The sequence below is a fragment of the Loktanella gaetbuli genome (assembly GCF_020531945.1).
Taxonomy (GTDB): Bacteria; Pseudomonadota; Alphaproteobacteria; order Rhodobacterales; family Rhodobacteraceae; genus Loktanella; species Loktanella gaetbuli.
In genome coordinates, this window is sequence record NZ_JAJATZ010000001.1 from 578,829 (window position 1) to 596,256 (window position 17,428).

General features: G+C 61.9%; 15 protein-coding genes. 9 read left to right on the forward strand and 6 right to left on the reverse strand.

The genetic code is table 11. From position 1 onward, the window contains the following. Window positions 1-99: 99 nt before the first annotated feature. From LGQ03_RS02935 to LGQ03_RS02960, 6 genes are all read left to right on the forward strand, one after another. Entirely contained in the window at window positions 100-1,098 is a 999-nt protein-coding gene (locus LGQ03_RS02935; RefSeq protein WP_226747165.1) for an ABC transporter ATP-binding protein, read from the forward strand. Beyond that, a complete protein-coding gene (locus tag LGQ03_RS02940) occupies window positions 1,088-2,125 on the forward strand; it encodes an ABC transporter ATP-binding protein (RefSeq protein WP_226747272.1) in 1,038 nt (345 codons plus the stop codon). Before LGQ03_RS02935 ends, LGQ03_RS02940 begins: the two co-directional genes overlap by 11 nt. Before the next feature lie 3 nt (window positions 2,126-2,128). Then, entirely contained in the window at window positions 2,129-3,853 is a 1,725-nt protein-coding gene (locus LGQ03_RS02945) for a peptide ABC transporter substrate-binding protein (protein WP_090159589.1), read from the forward strand. A gap of 73 nt (window positions 3,854-3,926) precedes the next feature. After that, window positions 3,927-4,934, forward strand: coding sequence for an ABC transporter permease (locus LGQ03_RS02950; protein WP_090159590.1), 1,008 nt, complete (start codon window positions 3,927-3,929; stop codon window positions 4,932-4,934). Continuing rightward, window positions 4,927-5,901, forward strand: a complete 975-nt coding sequence (locus LGQ03_RS02955) for an ABC transporter permease (protein WP_226747166.1) — start codon at window positions 4,927-4,929, stop codon at window positions 5,899-5,901. The genes LGQ03_RS02950 and LGQ03_RS02955 overlap by 8 nt, the downstream gene beginning before the upstream one ends. A 51-nt stretch (window positions 5,902-5,952) precedes the next feature. After that, window positions 5,953-7,305 carry an MATE family efflux transporter gene (locus tag LGQ03_RS02960; RefSeq protein ID WP_226747167.1) on the forward strand — a complete coding sequence of 451 codons (1,353 nt, stop codon included), beginning with the start codon at window positions 5,953-5,955 and terminating at the stop codon, window positions 7,303-7,305. A gap of 54 nt (window positions 7,306-7,359) precedes the next feature. On the opposite strand, the gene LGQ03_RS02965 is transcribed toward LGQ03_RS02960, so the two are convergent. Both LGQ03_RS02965 and LGQ03_RS02970 read right to left on the reverse strand, forming a co-directional pair. After that, entirely contained in the window at window positions 7,360-8,640 is a 1,281-nt protein-coding gene (locus LGQ03_RS02965) for a DUF3422 family protein (protein ID WP_090159592.1), read from the reverse strand. Between the two features lie 145 nt (window positions 8,641-8,785). After that, on the reverse strand, window positions 8,786-9,952 hold the full coding sequence (locus LGQ03_RS02970) for a type III PLP-dependent enzyme (RefSeq protein ID WP_226747168.1): 1,167 nt from the start codon (window positions 9,950-9,952) through the stop codon (window positions 8,786-8,788). 226 nt (window positions 9,953-10,178) lie between these two features. On the opposite strand from LGQ03_RS02970, the gene LGQ03_RS02975 reads away from it, so the two are divergent. Then, window positions 10,179-10,727, forward strand: coding sequence for a pseudouridine synthase (locus LGQ03_RS02975; RefSeq protein WP_090159594.1), 549 nt, complete (start codon window positions 10,179-10,181; stop codon window positions 10,725-10,727). Window positions 10,728-10,820: 93 nt separating this feature from the next. Here the strand turns inward: LGQ03_RS02975 and LGQ03_RS02980 are convergent, their stop codons facing one another. The 4 genes from LGQ03_RS02980 to LGQ03_RS02995 form a co-directional block, all read right to left on the reverse strand. Then, complete coding sequence (locus LGQ03_RS02980) at window positions 10,821-11,468, reverse strand: HupA family protein (RefSeq protein ID WP_226747169.1); 648 nt, start codon at window positions 11,466-11,468, stop codon at window positions 10,821-10,823. 181 nt (window positions 11,469-11,649) lie between these two features. Continuing rightward, the gene (locus LGQ03_RS02985) at window positions 11,650-13,098 is read right to left on the reverse strand and encodes an NAD(P)(+) transhydrogenase (Re/Si-specific) subunit beta (protein WP_226747170.1); all 1,449 of its coding nucleotides are present in this window, start codon (window positions 13,096-13,098) and stop codon (window positions 11,650-11,652) included. 14 nt (window positions 13,099-13,112) lie between these two features. Next, on the reverse strand, window positions 13,113-14,687 hold the full coding sequence (locus LGQ03_RS02990; RefSeq protein WP_226747171.1) for a Re/Si-specific NAD(P)(+) transhydrogenase subunit alpha: 1,575 nt from the start codon (window positions 14,685-14,687) through the stop codon (window positions 13,113-13,115). A gap of 79 nt (window positions 14,688-14,766) precedes the next feature. After that, window positions 14,767-15,204 carry a methyltransferase family protein gene (locus LGQ03_RS02995; RefSeq protein ID WP_226747172.1) on the reverse strand — a complete coding sequence of 146 codons (438 nt, stop codon included), beginning with the start codon at window positions 15,202-15,204 and terminating at the stop codon, window positions 14,767-14,769. Between the two features lie 63 nt (window positions 15,205-15,267). Between LGQ03_RS02995 and LGQ03_RS03000 the strand changes: the two genes are divergently transcribed. Further along, window positions 15,268-16,029, forward strand: coding sequence for an SDR family NAD(P)-dependent oxidoreductase (locus LGQ03_RS03000; protein ID WP_226747173.1), 762 nt, complete (start codon window positions 15,268-15,270; stop codon window positions 16,027-16,029). Window positions 16,030-16,090: 61 nt separating this feature from the next. Next, complete coding sequence (kynU, locus tag LGQ03_RS03005; protein ID WP_226747174.1) at window positions 16,091-17,281, forward strand: kynureninase; 1,191 nt, start codon at window positions 16,091-16,093, stop codon at window positions 17,279-17,281. Window positions 17,282-17,428: the final 147 nt, after the last annotated feature.

Consider the following 17,428-nt stretch of genomic DNA (forward strand, 5'->3'; position numbering starts at 1 on the left):
CACTTGCTAGGGAAAAATTTCTTGTTACCGTTCCGGTTGTCGACGGGCCGCGCCAATGACGGACTGCGATCAACCATATCGAACCAGGGAGGTTCGCCCATGCCCAACGGGGCGCAGGCTGTGCTTGATGTGCAGGGCCTTACGACTGTTTTCAAAACGCGCGGTGGCGAGGTCCACGCGGTCAATGACGTGAGCTTTGACCTCAAGGCCGGTGAACTGCTGGGCGTTGTCGGCGAAAGCGGGTCGGGTAAATCGGTGACCATGATGTCGCTGCTGGGTCTGTTACCGTCGCCGCCCGCCGATGTGCGTGCAGGCACCGTCACCTTTGAGGGTCAGGATCTGCTGGACGTCAGCGATGACGATCTGCGCCGTGTGCGCGGGGGCCGGATTGGGTTTGTGTTCCAGGACCCGATGACATCGCTCAATCCGGTCTTCACTGTGGGCTATCAGATCATGGAACCGCTGCGCACGCATATGGGGCTGACCAAACAGGCCGCCCGCGCCCGCGCCCAGGAACTGCTGGAACTGGTCGGCATTCCGGGTGCGGCCCAACGCCTGTCGGATTATCCCCACCAGTTTTCCGGCGGCATGCGCCAGCGCGTGATGATTGCCATCGCACTGGCCTGCGATCCCAAGGTGCTGATCGCCGATGAACCGACAACCGCGCTGGACGTGACCATTCAGGCGCAGATCATCGAATTGATGAAGGAACTGCGCGACAAACTGGGCATGGCCGTCATCTGGATCACCCATGATCTGGGCGTCATCGCAGGCATCGCCGACCGCGTGATGGTCATGTATGGCGGTCAGGTCGTCGAACAGGCCCCGGTCAAGGAATTGTTCCAGAACCCCCAACACCCCTACACACGCGCCCTGCTGACGACGATCCCCAAGATTTCAGAACAACGCGCGCGCCGGTTGACCATCATCGAAGGCCAACCACCGATCCTGTCGGCCGCCCCCACCGCCTGTTCGTTCCGCGATCGCTGCGATGTCGCGGAACCGCGCTGCGCGCAGGCCAATCCGCCGCGCTATGACTTTGGCGCGGGCCATGACGCCGCCTGTTTCGTCGCAAAGGATGCCCATGATGCTGGATGACAACAGCCCACTGGTCCGCATCCGCGACCTGCAGATGCATTTTCCGATCTATTCGGGCCTGTTCCGCCGCCAGACGGGTGCGGTCAAGGCCGTGGACGGCGTCAGTTTCGACATTCAGCGCGGTGAAACCCTGGGTCTGGTCGGTGAATCCGGCTGCGGCAAATCCACCTGTGGCCGCGCCGTGCTGCGCCTGTATGATATCACCGGCGGCACCGTGGAAATCGACGGCGTCGAAATCAGCCAGACCAGCCAATCCGACCTGCGCGCAATGCGCCCGACCATGCAAATGGTGTTTCAGGACCCGCAGGCATCGCTGAATCCGCGCATGACGGTCGAGGCGATCATCCGCGAACCGCTGGACGAACACACCAAACTGTCCAAGGACGAAAAGGCGGCCAAGGTGGCCGAACTGATGGACGCCGTGGGCCTGAACCGCGCCTTTGCGAAACGCTATCCGCACGCCTTTTCAGGCGGTCAGCGGCAGCGCATCGGCATCGCCCGCGCGCTGGCCCTGAACCCCAAGTTCATCGTCTGCGATGAACCCATCGCTGCCCTCGACGTGTCCATTCAGGCGCAGGTGGTGAACCTGCTGGAGGATCTGCAGGAACAATTCGGCCTGACCTATCTGTTCATCAGCCATGATCTGTCGATGGTGCGCCATATCGCGAACCGCATCGCGGTCATGTACCTGGGCAAGGTCGTCGAACTGGCCCCACGCGGGTCGCTTTATGATGCGCCGCTGCATCCCTACACCCGCGCGCTATTGTCCGCTGTCCCCGAACCCGATCCGTCCAAGGCACAGACCCGCCAGCGTGTCGTGCTGCAAGGTGACGTGCCGTCCCCCGCAAACCCGCCACAGGGTTGCAATTTCTGTACCCGATGCCCTGCCGTCATGGACGTGTGCAAACGCATCGACCCGACTTTTCAAGAGGTGGAACCAGGCCGTTTCGTGGCCTGCCACCTCTATGAAAACCACGCCTCAGAGACCGAAAAGGCCGAGGCACATGCAAACCAACAAGGGAGTTAACGCATGAAAATGAAGACAATTCTGCTGGGCGCGATTGCGACCATGGGCACAGCGCCCATGGTGCATGCAGATGCCCACGAGGGTGACCGGGGCCGCGACGGCCAGGTCAACATCATCTATTGGCAGGCGCCATCCATCATGAACCCGTTCCTGTCGGGCGGCACCAAGGACGTCGAGGCCGCATCGCTGGTTCTTGAGCCGCTGATGCGGTTCAATGAGACGGGCGAAATCGTGCCTTGGCTGGTGGACGAGGTCCCGACGGTCGAAAACGGTGGCGTGGCCGAGGATCTGACCTCGATCACCTACAAGATCACCGAAGGCATCACATGGTCGGACGGCACGCCGTTCACCTCTGCCGACGTGGCATTCACCTATGAATACTGCACCGCAGAAGGCGGCGGTTGCGCACAGGCCACCAAATTCGACGGCATCACCAGCGTCGAAACCCCCGATGACCTGACGGTCATCGTGAACTTTTCCTCAGCGACGCCCTACCCCTATTCGGCATTCAACGGCGCGGAAAGCCCGATCATCCAGGCCGCCCAATTCGCCGATTGTCTGGGGCCAAAGGCACCGGAATGTACCGATCAGAACTTTATGCCCATCGGCACGGGCCCGTTCGTCGTGACAGATTTCCGCACCAACGACGTAATCCAGTTCGAGGCGAACCCAAACTACCGTGACGCGAACAAGCCCGCGTTCCAGACGGTCACGCTCAAGGGTGGCGGCGACGCAACCGCCGCTGGCCGTGCCGTCATGGAAACCGGCGAATTCGACTACGCATGGAACCTGCAACTGGCGCCCGACGTGATCGCCCAGATGCAAGAAGGCGGTCAGGGCGTGCCTGTCGCTGGTTTCGGCACACTGGTTGAACGCATCATGCTGAACAACACCAACCCCGACCCGTCCCTGTCCGACGCCGAACGTTCGGTCATCCGTCCGCACCCCTTCTTGGGCGATCCGGCCGTGTTCAACGCGCTGTCCATGGCGATCGACCGTCCGCTGCTGGTCGAGGTCGGCTACGGTCAGGCCGGTCGCGTGACCTGCAACTGGGTGCCGGCACCTGATCTCTATGCGTCTGACTCCATGACTTGCGACACGCAGGACATCGAAGGCGCCAAGGCCATGCTGGAAGAGGCAGGCTATGTCGACACCGATGGTGACGGCGTACGCGAAACCCCCGATGGCGTGCCGATGGCGATGTTGTTCCAGTCCTCGACCAACGCTGTCCGTCAGGACTTTCAGGCGCTGATCAAGGATTGGTGGGAACAGATCGGCCTGTCGGTCGAACTGCGCAACATCGACAGCTCTGTCTTCTTTGGTGGTGATCCGGGTTCGCCCGATACCTTCCAGAAATTCATGGCTGACGTGCAGATGTACGCCAACAACTTCCCCGGCACCGACCCGCAGGCCTATCTGGGCAACGGCAAGTGCGACGCGGCCCCCACACCTGACACACAGTGGCAGGGTGAGAACATCAGCCGTTTCTGCATGGAAGAATACGACGCCCTGCACGCAGAACTGACCCAGACCGCCGACCTGAACGAGCGTGGCCGCATCGCCCGCGAACTCAACGACATGGCGGTCCAGAACGGGATGATGATCCCGCTGGTGGATCGTGGTCGTCTGTCCGCCCATGCCAACAGCCTCGGCGGTGTGGTTCTGAACACATGGGATTCGGAACTGTGGAACGTTGCTGACTGGTATCGCACCGGCGACAACCGCTGAACCTGACAACCGGGCGGGCCACACTGGCCCGCCCACACTGACACGTAGACACTTAGCCAAGGCGTATGACATCATGCTGACCTACACCTTCCGCAGGTTACTGATATCCATTCCGACGCTTTTGCTGATCGCCTTCGTGATCTTCATGCTGCTGGAACTGGCCCCCGGTGACCCGATGGCATCCATGCCGCTGACGATCCCGGCCGAGGTCAAACAGCAAATGCGCGAGGCGCTGGGACTGGGCGAACCCTGGTGGGTCCGCTTTCCGCTGTGGCTGAAACAGTTTTTCATCGTCGAACCCGCCTATTGGATCGACAGCGCATTCGGCACGTCGCTGGCAGACGGTCAGCAACGCATCATCAGTTTCCAGTCGCGCAGCCCGGTGTTCGACACAATCGCGCAGCGCCTGCCGCAGACGCTGTGGGTCGTCGGCATGTCCTATGTCGTGGGCGTGCTGATCGCCCTGCCCGTCGGCATCATCAGCGCCTACCGGCAGTATTCGGTGTTCGATCAGGCCGGCACATTCGTGTCGATGATCGGCTTTTCCGTGCCGCCGTTCTTTTCCGGCGTCCTGCTGATCGTGATCTTTTCGGTCTCGCTGGGCTGGCTGCCGTCCATCTATGACACCACGCATCAGGTCCGCGACTGGGACAGTTTCGTGTTCCAGCTGCGCCAGATGGTGATGCCGGTCATGGTGCTGGCGTTGCAAACCACCGCCCAGATCAGCCGCTACATGCGCGCGGCCATGCTCGACAACCTTGGCCAGGACTACGTCCGCACCGCCCGCGCCAAAGGCCTGAGCGAGAGCGTCGTCGTCCTGCGCCACGTGCTGCGCAATTCCATGATCCCCGTGATCACCGTGATCGCACTGGGGATCCCCAGCATCTTTGGTGGGGCGATCATCACCGAACAGATTTTCAAGGTGAACGGTCTGGGCCAGCTGCTGATCATCGCCCTGCAGGGCAACGACATCCCGATGGTCATGACGCTGACGTTCCTGTTCGCGGTGCTGATCGTCATGTTCAATCTGATTGCCGACGTGCTGTACGGCGTTTTTGATCCAAGGATCCGCTATGACTGATCGCACAGCCAACCCCGCATTGCCCGCAGGCGACCCGACCCCCGTGGCCCCGGTCAAGGACCGCAACCAGTGGTGGGACGTCTGGGACCAATTTCGCAGTCACAAAGGGGCAATGGCGGGCCTGATCTTTTTGCTGGGCATCACGCTGTTCTGCCTGATCGGTCCGTGGCTGTGGGGTCTGGACCCGGCCAAGCTGGATATCCGCAACAAGGATCTGCGCCCGATCATCAACGCGCTCTGGGGCGCGGACAACGTATCCTGGGCGCATCCCTTCGGCACTGACAACCTGGGCCGGGACATCATGGCGCAGACCATGCAGGGCGGGCGGATCAGCCTCGCCGTGGGCTGGACCGCGATGATCCTTGCGATCCTGATCGGCACCTTCGTCGGTGTGATCGCAGGCTATTTCCCGCGCCTCGACGGCGTGCTGATGCGCCTGACCGACCTGTTCCTCGCCCTGCCGCTGCTGCCATTGCTCCTCGTGATGATGCTGCTGTTCCGCGATCCGCTACGTGCCGCCTTTGGCCCCGAACAAGGCATCTTTATCCTGATCGTCATCGGCATCGGCATCACAAGCTGGATGCAGACCGCCCGCATCGTGCGCGGCGACGTGCTGGCGCTGAAGGAACGCGAATACGTCCTTGCCGCCCGGTCCATCGGCACACCCAGCCGTCGCGTCATCACCCGTCATTTGCTGCCCAACGTGCTGTCACCCATCATGGTCAGCGCCACGCTGGGCCTCGCCACTGCGATCATCACCGAATCCGCGATCTCGTTTCTTGGCCTCGGGTTTCCGCCGGATTACCCGACATGGGGCAAACTGCTGGCCGACGCGGTGCCGCGCATGGTCAGTTTCCCCGAACGTGTGGTCTGGCCCGGCCTTGCGATCTCACTCACCGTGCTGGCGGTAAACTATATCGGCGACGGGTTACGTGACGCCCTCGATCCACGCATTCGCGGCCTGTAGGGAACCGATCGTCGTCCGGGCGCATTGGGTCCGAACGTCAAAGGACCCCTCATGAGCGCTGATGATACCGATTTGACACAGGGGCCTGTCTGGCGCGCCCTCGCCCGCCTGTCCGGCCCGATGGTCATCGGTATCCTCGCCGTCCTGTCCGTCGGCCTTGCCGACGCCTATTTCCTGGGTAAGCTGGGGGGCGCTCCACTCGCCGCCGTCGGCTTCATCTATCCGATCACAGCGGCGATCACATCTTTGTCCATCGGTCTCAGCGCCGGGGCCAACGCCACCGTCAGCCAGACGCTAGGCTCTGATGACACCGACCGTGACCCGACGCGCATCGGCCTGCACACGGTGGGGCTGGGGCTGATCATGTCCCTGTTTATCGCGGGTGCCCTCTATCTGACCTATCCCTACCTCTTTGCCGCACTTGGCGCACAGGACGACGTGCAGACAGAAATCGCGGCATTCATGCCCTATTGGTGCCTGTCGTTTCCGCCGCTGGTCATCACGATGCAGATCAACGCGTTGATCCGCGCCCACGGCAGTTCCGTTGCCCCCGCCGTCCTGATGTCGGCCGAAGCGGTCCTGAATATCATCCTGACGCCGCTCTTCGTCTTTACATTCGATATGGGCACAGCGGGTGCCGCCCTTGGCACGTTCGTCGCACGGATGGTCATCTGTGCGGTCGCCATTGCCTATGCAGGCCGGCAGAACATCCTGATCTGGTGCGAAAACGTGACCCAGGACCTGATGTGGTCAACAAAAGAATTGTTCCGTGTCGGTGGGCCCGCGGCCTTTTCCAACGCCATCAATCCGGCAGGTATGGCCGCCGTCACCGCCGCCGTAGCGACCGTTGGCACCGATGCCGTGGGCGGCTTTGGCGCAGCGACCCGCGTGCAGCAAATCGCATTGGTGCCGATGCTGGCACTGTCGTCCGGGATCGGTCCTGTCGTAGGCCAGAATTGGGGCGCCGGACAAAAGGACCGCGCGGCCAAGGGGCTTCAGGCAGCCTTGGCGTTCTGCATCGCATATGGCGTTCTGGTGGGCCTGATCCTTTTTGTCTTTGCGCAACCCTTCGCAAGCTGGCTGACCTCTGGCGGCGGCGCTGCAGATTACGCGGTCACCTATATGAAAATCGTGGGCTGGTCGCTGTTCGGCTACGGTTTCGTCGTGGTCATCAATGCTGCGATGAATGCGCGGTCAAAGGCGGGTTGGTCCATGACTCTGTCGCTGGGACGGATCTTTGCGCTGTATCTGCCGCTGGCATGGCTGGGCGTCGGCATATTGGACTTTACCGGGATCACGCTCGCCGCCGTCACCGCCAACGTCGCCGCAGCCGCCGTCGGTCTGGTCTTTGCGTGGAAGGTCGGTCTGTTTCGTGCGGACCACCTGCGCGCGACATTCGTATGACACCCCAATTTTTCGCGAAAAATTGGACGCGCCCGAATTTTCGCGAAAATTCGGCTACTCCAGATGCCGGCGCAGGCGCTTGACCATGAACCAGACCGCCAACAGCACCAGTGGCGTCACCATGGCGGCCATCGTCGTCTTGCTGACGTCCAGCATGTCCTCCAGCGGTCCCGTCATATAAAGTACGAGGCTGACCGCGTAATAGCTGATCGCCACCGTCGATAGCCCTTCGACCGTTTTCTGCAACCGCAACTGCATATCCGACCGCGCATCCATGCTGCGCAACAGATCGCGGTTCTGCGCCGACCGGTCGACATCCACCCGCGTGCGCAACAGGTCCCCTGCCCGCAAGGCACGATCACTCATCGCCTTGAGCCGCGCCTCGGTCGATTTGACCGTGCGCATCGCGGGGTCAAACCGCCGCATCATGAATTCACCGAATGTCTGGCGCCCGGCGTAGCGCGTTTCGCGCAGCACCTCGATCCGCTGGTTCACGATGGTCTCATAGGCCCCCGTTGCACCGAACCGAAACGCCGATTGCGCAACGATGTTCTCCAGCTCTGACGACACCCGCAGCAGGTCGTGCAGCAGTTCGGCCGGTTCGGTCACCGTGCCGCACATCTGTTCCAGCAGATTGGTCAGACGGGCGTCGATCTGCGCCATATCGGCGCCCAGATCACGCGCCCGCGTCAGGCCCAGCATCGACATCGCCTTGTAGGTCTCGATCTCGCACAACCGCTGTACCACGCGCCCCGTGCGCCGCTCTCCGGCGGCGGGCCGCGCAAAGATGGCAAACCGCATGTGCCCGGCCTCGTCGATCCTGAAATCGGATGCGATGATCAGCTCTCCGTCCAGCACACGACTGATGGCCAGGCTTTCCGGCACGAACCAGGTGTCGATCTTGTCGGTGATGCCGTCATCATCCTCTGACAGTTCGATCCGGATCAGGGCCGAGGTGATGCGGACCCCCGGTGCCTTGGCCAGCCAACTTTCGGGAAACATGCCAAAGGTCGACCCGTCAAAGGGCCGCTCTGCCGTGCCCGCACCAAAGAGGGTAAAGGTCACGAATTCCGTGTGGCTTTCCCATTTCAGCAGATGCTTGCCCAGATAGCCGGAATAATGCGTGGCCCCCGGCTGCGGATGCTGCGCGCCGTGGCGGTCCAGCAGTTCAATCAGATGCGCCCGATCCGCATCGCGGTCGCGGCCTGCGGCGTTTTCCGCCGGCTTGATCGCCAGAAAGGCCGCACGCGACGGGGCCTGCACCGCCGGAAACGGACGGGCGTGCAATTCATTGGCCATCGCATAGCGCAGCGGGTGATCGGCAATCGGCGGCATCGGTGATCCACTTCGAAACTGTTGTGGATCAACCTAGCGGTGTCCGCCCTTGGGTAAAGCGATAAAATGCCTGTAGCAGAACGACTTAGCGGCGCACGACTGTATACCGTGCGCCGCCATCACCATCGCGGTTCTGTGAAAACCCTTAGATCACAACCACATCCAGCGGCGGAAAGCCGTTGAACGACACGCTGGAATAGGTCGAGGTGTAGGCCCCGGTGTTGCGGATCAGCACCCGGTCACCGCTGGTCAGGGTCAGCGGCAGTTGCATCGGGCGCTTTTCGTACAGGACGTCGGCACTGTCACAGGACGGGCCTGCCACGATGCAGGGGCCGGTGGCATCACCATCGCGGTCGGTCTCGAACTGATAGCGGATCGCCTCGCCCTCGGTTTCGGCCAGCCCCGAGAACCGACCGATCGACAGATAGACCCAGCGGTGCACGTCGCGGTCGGATTTACGGCTGACCAGCATCACCTCGGTCACAATGACACCGGCCTCGGCCACCATGCCACGACCGGGTTCGGCCATGATTTGGGGAATATCGCCAAAGGTTTCAGTGACCAGCGCAATCACGCGGGCGGCGTAATCGGTCGGCGTGTCGATCGCCTCGCCGTAGAACGCGGGAAATCCGCCACCGATGTTCAGCAAGGTCAGGTCGTGCCCTGCGTCCTTGGCGCGTTTCCAGATGACCGACAGCTGGTCCAGCGTGGGTTTCCACATTTCGGCCCGGCGGGTTTGCGAGCCAACGTGGAACGACAGACCCACGGGCGACAGGCCCACGGATTTGGCGTAATCCAGCATGTCCAGCGCCATGTCGCTGTCGCAACCGAACTTGCGCGTCAGCGGCCAGTCGGCCTCTGATGTTTCGACGATCAGGCGGATGTAGACCCGCGCGCCGGGTGCGTTGGCGGCGATCTTGTCCAGCTCTTCGGGGGCATCGGCGGCAAAAAGGGTGATGCCAGCGGCATGCGCCCAGGCAATGTCAGACGCCCGTTTGATCGTGTTGCCAAAACTGATGATGTCCGGGCGGGCCCCTGCATCCAGACACATCTGGATTTCGCCCTTGGACGCGGCATCGAAATGGGACCCCAGGTCGGTCAGGCGTTTCAGAATTTCCGGTGCAGGGTTCGCCTTGACCGCATAATGGATGTCGGCGTGGCCCAGACCCGCCTTCAGCGCGCGGTACTGTTCCTCGACCCGGTCAACATCAATGACCAGTGTCGGTTTGTCGAAATCCTGTGATGCGACCCATGTATCAAGCTTGGGTGTCGGCACGCGTGTGGGCGCAGCAGCGCCAGCAAATGCATTCATGGTCATCTCCAGTAGACCCGGCCATTGGATGGTTTAACCCACCCGAGACCGCTCAGTTCCAAGGGAGACGTTACCGTCGCTACAGGGGTCATGCAAACCGACCCGGATGCGCGTGCGTTGGCGTCTGTCAGGCGCATGTGATGCATTCGCCCTGTCCGATCAAGCGGATTTTTCGTGCAACCGCATTTATTTTGCACCCCTGCCGTCAGCACGCTAGGACAGTGAAATGTCTGATCTGATCCTGCTGAACAAACCCTTTGACGTGCTGTCGCAATTCACCGATGCGCGCAGCCCGACCCCGCGCCGCACACTGTCTGATTTCGGTTTGCCATCAGGGGTTTACCCTGCGGGGCGCCTTGATCGTGACAGCGAAGGGCTGCTGCTGCTGACCAGTGACGGCAGGGTGCAGGCCCGCATCGCGGACCCCCGGTTCAAGGCCCCCAAAACCTACCTCGTACAGGTCGAAGGCGACCCCACCGATGCCGCACTCGCCCCGCTGCGCACGGGTGTCACACTCAAGGACGGGCCGACCCGTCCGGCACAGGTGCGACGCATCCCCGCACCGGACCTGTGGGACCGCGATCCACCGGTCCGGTTCCGCAAAACCGTGCCGGATTGCTGGCTGGAAATCATCCTGACCGAAGGGCGAAATCGTCAGGTACGCCGCATGACGGCGCATGTGGGGTTTCCCACACTCCGGCTGGTGCGCTGGCAAATCGGTGACTGGTGCGTTGCGGACCTGGCCCCAGGTGAATGGGCAGCGGCGAAGAGCTGATCCCGTGCAGCGAGGCTCTGAAACTAAAAACGCCCGGCGCATAGGACGCCGGGAGCTTTGATAGAAAATGGTGCCACCTGCGGTGGCTGACTATCAGTTCTCGCCGAAGACCAGAAATTCCGCGTCGATGGCACGACCGTTGCGCGTAATGCCTGCGTCCTCGTCAACACCGGCAATCGCTCGGATCGTATCGGGTGTCTTTGCAGCGGATGGAATCGTGCCACCGAACTTACCATCGACCGTCCCACGCAGCACGAATGTGCCGTCGCTGTCGGTGCGCAGCGTTCCGTCATAGGTGGTGGCAAAGTTGTTGGGCGCGCCACGTCCGATGGATGACCCACGGCGACCCAGTTGGATGTCACCATCCACGTCAAAGAAACGGCCCGTCTTGGGGTTGGCCCCCACGACACCGAACAGGTTCGTCACATCGCCTGTCACCGTGCCGCGACTGAAATTGGCGGTGATGTCGGCATCGCCGACGATGGTCAGATCATCCGAGGTCCGGTTCACGTTGTTTTCGACAAAGAACCCGCCAGCCCCCTTGAATGATGCGCTGCCGCTGGTCGGCATGGCCGTAAATTGGGTCGGTGCAATCGTGTCCAGCCGGTCTGACAATGCCTCGAACTGATCGGCCTTGCCCACGACGAAATCGCGGTCGACGGTCACACCGCCACCGCCGCCACAGGCGGACAAAAGGGCGCTCAGACCCAGACAGGTTGCAGCAGTAACGATACGTGGCATGAGATCCCCCCACAGTTGAATTTGGCTATCACTACTGCGCCGCTCAGGCGCGGCAAAGATTCGTTTTGCACCGCCAAAACATCCGCAGACGCGGCGACAAAATTGCCGCAGCGGGCGCAAACGCAAACGCCCGGCACCTTGCGGCACCGGGCGTATATTCCAGTCAAACTGGTGGTTTCGCTCAGTCGATCTTGGGCAACAGCGCCTCAAGCGATTGTTTCGCGTCACCGTAGAACATCCGCGTATTGTCCTTGAAGAACAGCGGGTTTTCGATCCCGGAATAGCCGGTCCCCTGCCCGCGCTTGGACACGAATACCTGTTTCGCCTTCCAGCATTCCAGCACCGGCATCCCGGCGATAGGGCTGTTGGGATCGTCCTGTGCGGCCGGGTTCACGATGTCGTTCGACCCGATCACGATGGCCACGTCGGTGTTGGGGAAATCATCGTTGATCTCGTCCATTTCCATGACGATGTCATAGGGCACCTTGGCCTCTGCCAGCAGCACGTTCATGTGGCCGGGCAGACGCCCCGCCACGGGGTGAATGGCGAACCGGACGTTCTTGCCCTGCGCGCGCAGTTTGGTCACCAGTTGGCTGACCGCCTGTTGTGCCTGCGCCACCGCCATGCCGTAGCCGGGGATGATGATGACGCTGTCCGCCTCGTTCAGTGCGGTTGCGACACCGTCGGCGTCGATGGCGACCTGCTCGCCCTCGACCGCCATCTGTTCACCCGCAGGCCCGCCAAAGCCGCCCAGGATCACGCTGACGAACGACCGGTTCATGGCCTTGCACATGATGTAGGACAGGATCGCACCGGACGAACCGACCAGCGCGCCGACCACGATCAGCAGATCGTTGCCCAGGCTGAAACCGATCGCGGCAGCCGCCCAGCCGGAATAGCTGTTCAGCATCGACACCACGACCGGCATGTCAGCACCACCGATGCCCATGATCAGGTGATACCCGATGAACAGCGCGGCCAGCGTCATGATGAACAGCGGGAAAAATCCGCCCGTGTTGAAATACCAGATCAGGCAGAGCAACGACAAACTCGCAGCCCCGGCGTTCAGCATGTGACCGCCCGGCAGTTTGGCCGCCGCCGTATTCACACGGCCCGCCAGCTTGCCATAGGCGATCACCGACCCGGTAAAGGTCACGGCACCGATGAACACGCCCAGGAACAGCTCGACCCGCAGGATGTTCATCTCGGTCACGGTCTTTTTCAGCAAAAGCCCGGCAAATACCCCCTGAGAGCTGCGGTCGAAATCAGGACCGCTTGTGGCCACGAGTTCGATCAGCCGCGCGATTTCGATATGGGCGATGTAGCCCACGATCACCGCCGCCAGACCGACCAGCGAATGCATCGCTGCGACCAGTTCGGGCATCTGCGTCATCTGCACCTTGGTCGCCAGCTGATAGCCGATCAGACCACCGCCAATGATCATCAAGACCGACAGCAACCAATAGCCGCTACCGGGTCCGATCAATGTCGCCGCAACCGCCAGGGCCATGCCGACGATACCGTACCAGACCGCGCGCTTGGCGCTTTCCTGGCCGGACAGACCGCCCAGCGACAGGATGAAGAGAATGGCTGCGACCACATAGGCCGCTGTTGTGAAACCGAATTCCATGTCTGTTTACCCCCTCAGGACTTCTGGAACATGGCGAGCATGCGCCGTGTGACGAGGAAGCCCCCGAAGATGTTGATACCTGTCATGAACACCGCAAGTGCGGCGAGGATGACGACCAGCCATGACCCCGATCCGATCTGGGTCAGCGCGCCCAGAATGATGATCGACGAAATCGCATTGGTGACGGCCATCAGTGGTGTGTGCAGCGAATGCGCGACACCCCAGATGACCTGGAACCCGACGAAAACCGCCAGCACGAACACGATGAAATGCTGCATGAAACTGGCGGGTGCGACCAGACCGACCAGCAGCAACAACGCGCCACCGATTGTCAGCAGACCGACCTGCGTCTTGGTCTCTTTCTTGAACGCGGCCACTTCCTTGGCGCGTTTTTCCTCGGGGGTCAGTTCCTTGGCCGCGGGCTTTTTCGGCTGGGCGGCAATGGCTGCGACCTTGGGCTTGGGTGGCGGGAACGTCACCTCGCCTGCATGGGTGGCCGTGGCCCCCCGGATCACGTCGTCGTCCATGTTGTGGTTGATCTGACCGTCCTTGTCGGGGGTCAGGTCGGACAGCATGTGCCGCACGTTGGTCGCGTACAGCAGCGACGATTGCGTCGCCATCCGGGACGGGAAATCGGTGTAACCCACGATGGTCACGCCATTTTCGGTGACGATCTTTTCGTCCATCACGGTCAGTTTGCAGTTGCCGCCACGTTCGGCGGCCAGGTCGATGATGACCGATCCCGGCTTCATCGCCTTGACCATGTCCTCGGTCCACAGTTCCGGCGCGTCGCGACCGGGGATCAGGGCGGTGGTGATGACGATGTCGATATCGGGTGCAATCTCGCGGAACTTGGCCAGCTGGGCTGCGGCAAATTCCGGGCTGGACACGGCGGCGTAACCGCCCGTTGCGGACCCGTCCTGCTGTTCCTCTTCGAAATCGAGGAATACGAACTCTGCCCCCATGGATTCGACCTGTTCGGCCACCTCGGGGCGCACGTCGAATGCATAGGTGATCGCACCCAGCGAGGTCGACGTGCCGATCGCGGCCAAGCCTGCCACACCGGCACCGACGACCAGCACCTTGGCGGGTGGTACCTTGCCGGCGGCCGTCACCTGCCCGGTAAAGAACCGGCCAAAGTTGTTGCCCGCCTCGATCACGGCACGGTAGCCCGCGATGTTTGCCATCGACGACAGGGCGTCCATTTTCTGCGCGCGGCTGATGCGTGGCACCATGTCCATCGCGATGACGGTGGCACCCTGATCGTTCGCGGCCTTCATCAGGTCTTCGTTCTGACCGGGGTAGAAGAACGAGATCAGCGTCTGGCCCTGCCGCAGCATCTGGACCTCGGCCTGTGATGGCGGGCGCACCTTGGCGACCACGTCGGCCTGTTCGAACAGCGCCTTGGCATCGTCGACAACGGTCACATCTGCCGCGCGATAGGCGTCGTCGGTAAATCCGGCCGCATTGCCTGCGCCGGATTGAATCAGACATTCATGACCGAGTTTCTGCAAATCCCGGGCCGAGGCGGGCGTCATGGCCACGCGGGCCTCGCCCTTGTACGTTTCTGTTGGTGCGCCGATTTTCACGGATCGAAGTCCCCCATTTTTGATCGCGCCAGTGTTAGACCGCGCAATAATATTTCACAAGCCGCCGATGGCGGTAACATCAAAGCCAACGTCTGGTCCTTTGCACGTAATGTGCAAAGGCTGTGCCGAATGCAGCGCGCAAGCGTGCTTCTTCGGCAACGATGAAATGCCGCGCAATCCACCAGATGAACACCGGCACAAGCAACAGGCCCAAGGGTGCCTGCCAACGCAGGCACAATCCCACCAGGACAATGGCGTCGGCCAAATAGATCGGGTTGCGTGACCAGGCAAAGATCCCGTGACTGACCAGCGCGCTGGGTTCACGGTGCGGAATGACGGTCGTATGTCTGCGCGCCATGGTCAGGACGGCAATCGCCATCATCACGAGGCCCAGCACGATCAATGCGGTCCCGATCCCGACCGTGACGGCGGTGCCCGCCGTCAAGATGCCACGGCTGAGCCAGACACCCAATGCGCAGAACGCCAGCCAGACCGGCGGCAGATCGATGCGTTTCATCTGCATACACTCCTTGTCCCCGCTGCATCAAACCGTAGGCTGCGGACAAACGAAAGGACGATTATGGAACATCTGGGCAAACATGCGCTGGTCACGGGCGGCGGCAGCGGCATCGGACGCGATATCGCGATCGCGCTGGCCGATGCCGGGGCCAACGTCACGATCACCGGCCGCAGACTGGACGTGCTGCAGGCAGCCGCCGCCGATCATCCCAGGTTGCACCCGCTGCAAATGGATGTAGGCGACGAATCCGCGGTGAGAGACGGGATTGCTGCGGCCGCAGCAGACCGGGGCCCGGTGCAGATCTGCATCGCCAACGCAGGTATCGCCGAGGGTGGCGCATTCGCCAAAATCTCGCTCGCGACATGGCGGCGCACGATGACCACGAATCTCGACGGGGTGTTCCTGACGTTTCAGGCCGCACTCGAATCACTGCCCGATGACATGACGGGCCGGATGATCGTCGTCAGTTCCATCGCAGGGGTGCGCGGGCTGAAAAACGCGGTCCCCTACACCGTATCGAAACACGCCGTGATCGGCCTGATCCGGGGGCTGTCAGAGGAATACCTGCACAAACGTCCGGTGACCTTCAACGCGCTCTGCCCGGGCTATGTCGACACCGATATCGTGCAGTCGCAGCTGCCGGGCCTGATGCGCAAGTTCGACGTGGACAAGGCCGGCGCCGCGGCACTGGTCGCCAGGGCCAACCGCAGCAAGCAACTCTTGGATGTTGCCGAAACAACAGCAGCCATGATGTGGCTGTGTTCGGACGGCGCGCGCAGTGTCAACGGCCAGACAATCGAGATATCGGGGGGGCAGGTCTGATGCCGGATTTTCGCGAAAATCCGGACCGGGCCAAATTTTCGCGAAAATTTGGAGGCGCGGCATGACCGATTTTGCAAAGACCAAGGATATGTTTCATTTGCCGGAGGAGATGATCTACCTGGACGGCAATTCGCTGGGTCCGCTGCCCAAGGCAACGCCGGCACGTGTAGCCCGCACGCTGACCGATGAATGGGGCGAGATGGTCATCACGGGCTGGAACCGTGCGGGCTGGATGGCCCAGCCAATGGACCTGGGAGACCGGATCGGGCGGCTGATCGGCGCCGAAGAAGGTCACGTCACCGTCGGCGATACGCTGTCGGTCAAGGTGTTTCAGGCACTGGCCGCGGCACTGGCGATGACCGACCGCAAGGTCATCCTGTCCGACAGCGGCAATTTTCCCTCCGACCTCTACATGGCCGAGGGGTTGATCGCGGCACTGGGCGGCGGGTTGGAGCTACGCGTCGTCGACCCCGAGGACGTCGCGAATGCCCTGACCGACGAGGTCGCGGTGCTGATGCTGACGCAGGTCGATTACCGCACCGGACGGCTGCACGACATGGCGGGGCTGACGGCACAGGCACGGACGCTGGGCATCATCACGATCTGGGATCTTGCGCATTCAGCCGGTGCCATGGATGTCGATGTCGCGGGCTGTGGTGCGGATTTTGCCGTCGGCTGCACGTACAAATACCTCAACGGTGGACCCGGTGCGCCGGCGTTCATCTATGTCGCGCCAAGGCACGCCGAAACCGCGAGGCCAATTCTGGCCGGCTGGCTGGGCCATGCGGCCCCATTCGCGTTCGAACAGGGCTACCGCCCGGGTGATGGCGTGGCACGGATGCGGGTCGGCACACCGCCCGTGATCCAGATGGCGGCACTCGAGGCGTCCATGGACATCTGGGACACGATCGACATGGCCGACATCCGCGCGGCCTCCATGGCACTGTGCGACAGGTTCATCGCAGGGGTCGAGGCCGCCTGCCCCGACCTGACGCTCGCCTCGCCGCGGGATGCTGCGGCGCGTGGGTCACAGGTGTCGTTTCGCCATCCGCAGGGCTACGCCGCGATGCAGGCCTGTATCGCGCATGGTGTGGTCGGCGATTTCCGCGCCCCCGATATCATGCGGTTCGGTTTCACGCCGCTGTTCATCGACGCAGGCGACGTGGATGCGGCAGTGGACGTGATTGCGCGGGTGATGACAGACCGGCTGTGGGACGACCCGCAATTTCACGCCAAGGCTGCCGTTACATAACGAAATCAACATGTTTCGCATGCGAAACATGTTATGTCATTTGAGGGTCAAATCTTCATCTAGATGAAAATGCACTGAATATCGCAGTGCTTGTCACGCAAAATGCCGTAGCTGCAGGCGCGCCAATCGCCTGCGTATCAAGGTTTC

What these genes read in the sequence shown, in the direction of transcription:
- LGQ03_RS02985 (WP_226747170.1), bottom strand. Translation starts at nt 13,098, where the DNA reads ATGGAATTCGGTTTCACAACAGCGGCCTATGTGGTCGCAGCCATTCTC.
- LGQ03_RS02955 (WP_226747166.1), top strand. Translation starts at nt 4,927, where the DNA reads ATGACTGATCGCACAGCCAACCCCGCATTGCCCGCAGGCGACCCGACC.
- LGQ03_RS02970 (WP_226747168.1), bottom strand. Translation starts at nt 9,952, where the DNA reads ATGAATGCATTTGCTGGCGCTGCTGCGCCCACACGCGTGCCGACACCC.
- LGQ03_RS02965 (WP_090159592.1), bottom strand. Translation starts at nt 8,640, where the DNA reads ATGCCGCCGATTGCCGATCACCCGCTGCGCTATGCGATGGCCAATGAA.
- LGQ03_RS02995 (WP_226747172.1), bottom strand. Translation starts at nt 15,204, where the DNA reads ATGAAACGCATCGATCTGCCGCCGGTCTGGCTGGCGTTCTGCGCATTG.
- kynU (WP_226747174.1), top strand. Translation starts at nt 16,091, where the DNA reads ATGACCGATTTTGCAAAGACCAAGGATATGTTTCATTTGCCGGAGGAG.
- LGQ03_RS02980 (WP_226747169.1), bottom strand. Translation starts at nt 11,468, where the DNA reads ATGCCACGTATCGTTACTGCTGCAACCTGTCTGGGTCTGAGCGCCCTT.
- LGQ03_RS03000 (WP_226747173.1), top strand. Translation starts at nt 15,268, where the DNA reads ATGGAACATCTGGGCAAACATGCGCTGGTCACGGGCGGCGGCAGCGGC.
- LGQ03_RS02960 (WP_226747167.1), top strand. Translation starts at nt 5,953, where the DNA reads ATGAGCGCTGATGATACCGATTTGACACAGGGGCCTGTCTGGCGCGCC.
- LGQ03_RS02945 (WP_090159589.1), top strand. Translation starts at nt 2,129, where the DNA reads ATGAAAATGAAGACAATTCTGCTGGGCGCGATTGCGACCATGGGCACA.
- LGQ03_RS02940 (WP_226747272.1), top strand. Translation starts at nt 1,088, where the DNA reads ATGCTGGATGACAACAGCCCACTGGTCCGCATCCGCGACCTGCAGATG.
- LGQ03_RS02950 (WP_090159590.1), top strand. Translation starts at nt 3,927, where the DNA reads ATGCTGACCTACACCTTCCGCAGGTTACTGATATCCATTCCGACGCTT.
- LGQ03_RS02975 (WP_090159594.1), top strand. Translation starts at nt 10,179, where the DNA reads ATGTCTGATCTGATCCTGCTGAACAAACCCTTTGACGTGCTGTCGCAA.
- LGQ03_RS02935 (WP_226747165.1), top strand. Translation starts at nt 100, where the DNA reads ATGCCCAACGGGGCGCAGGCTGTGCTTGATGTGCAGGGCCTTACGACT.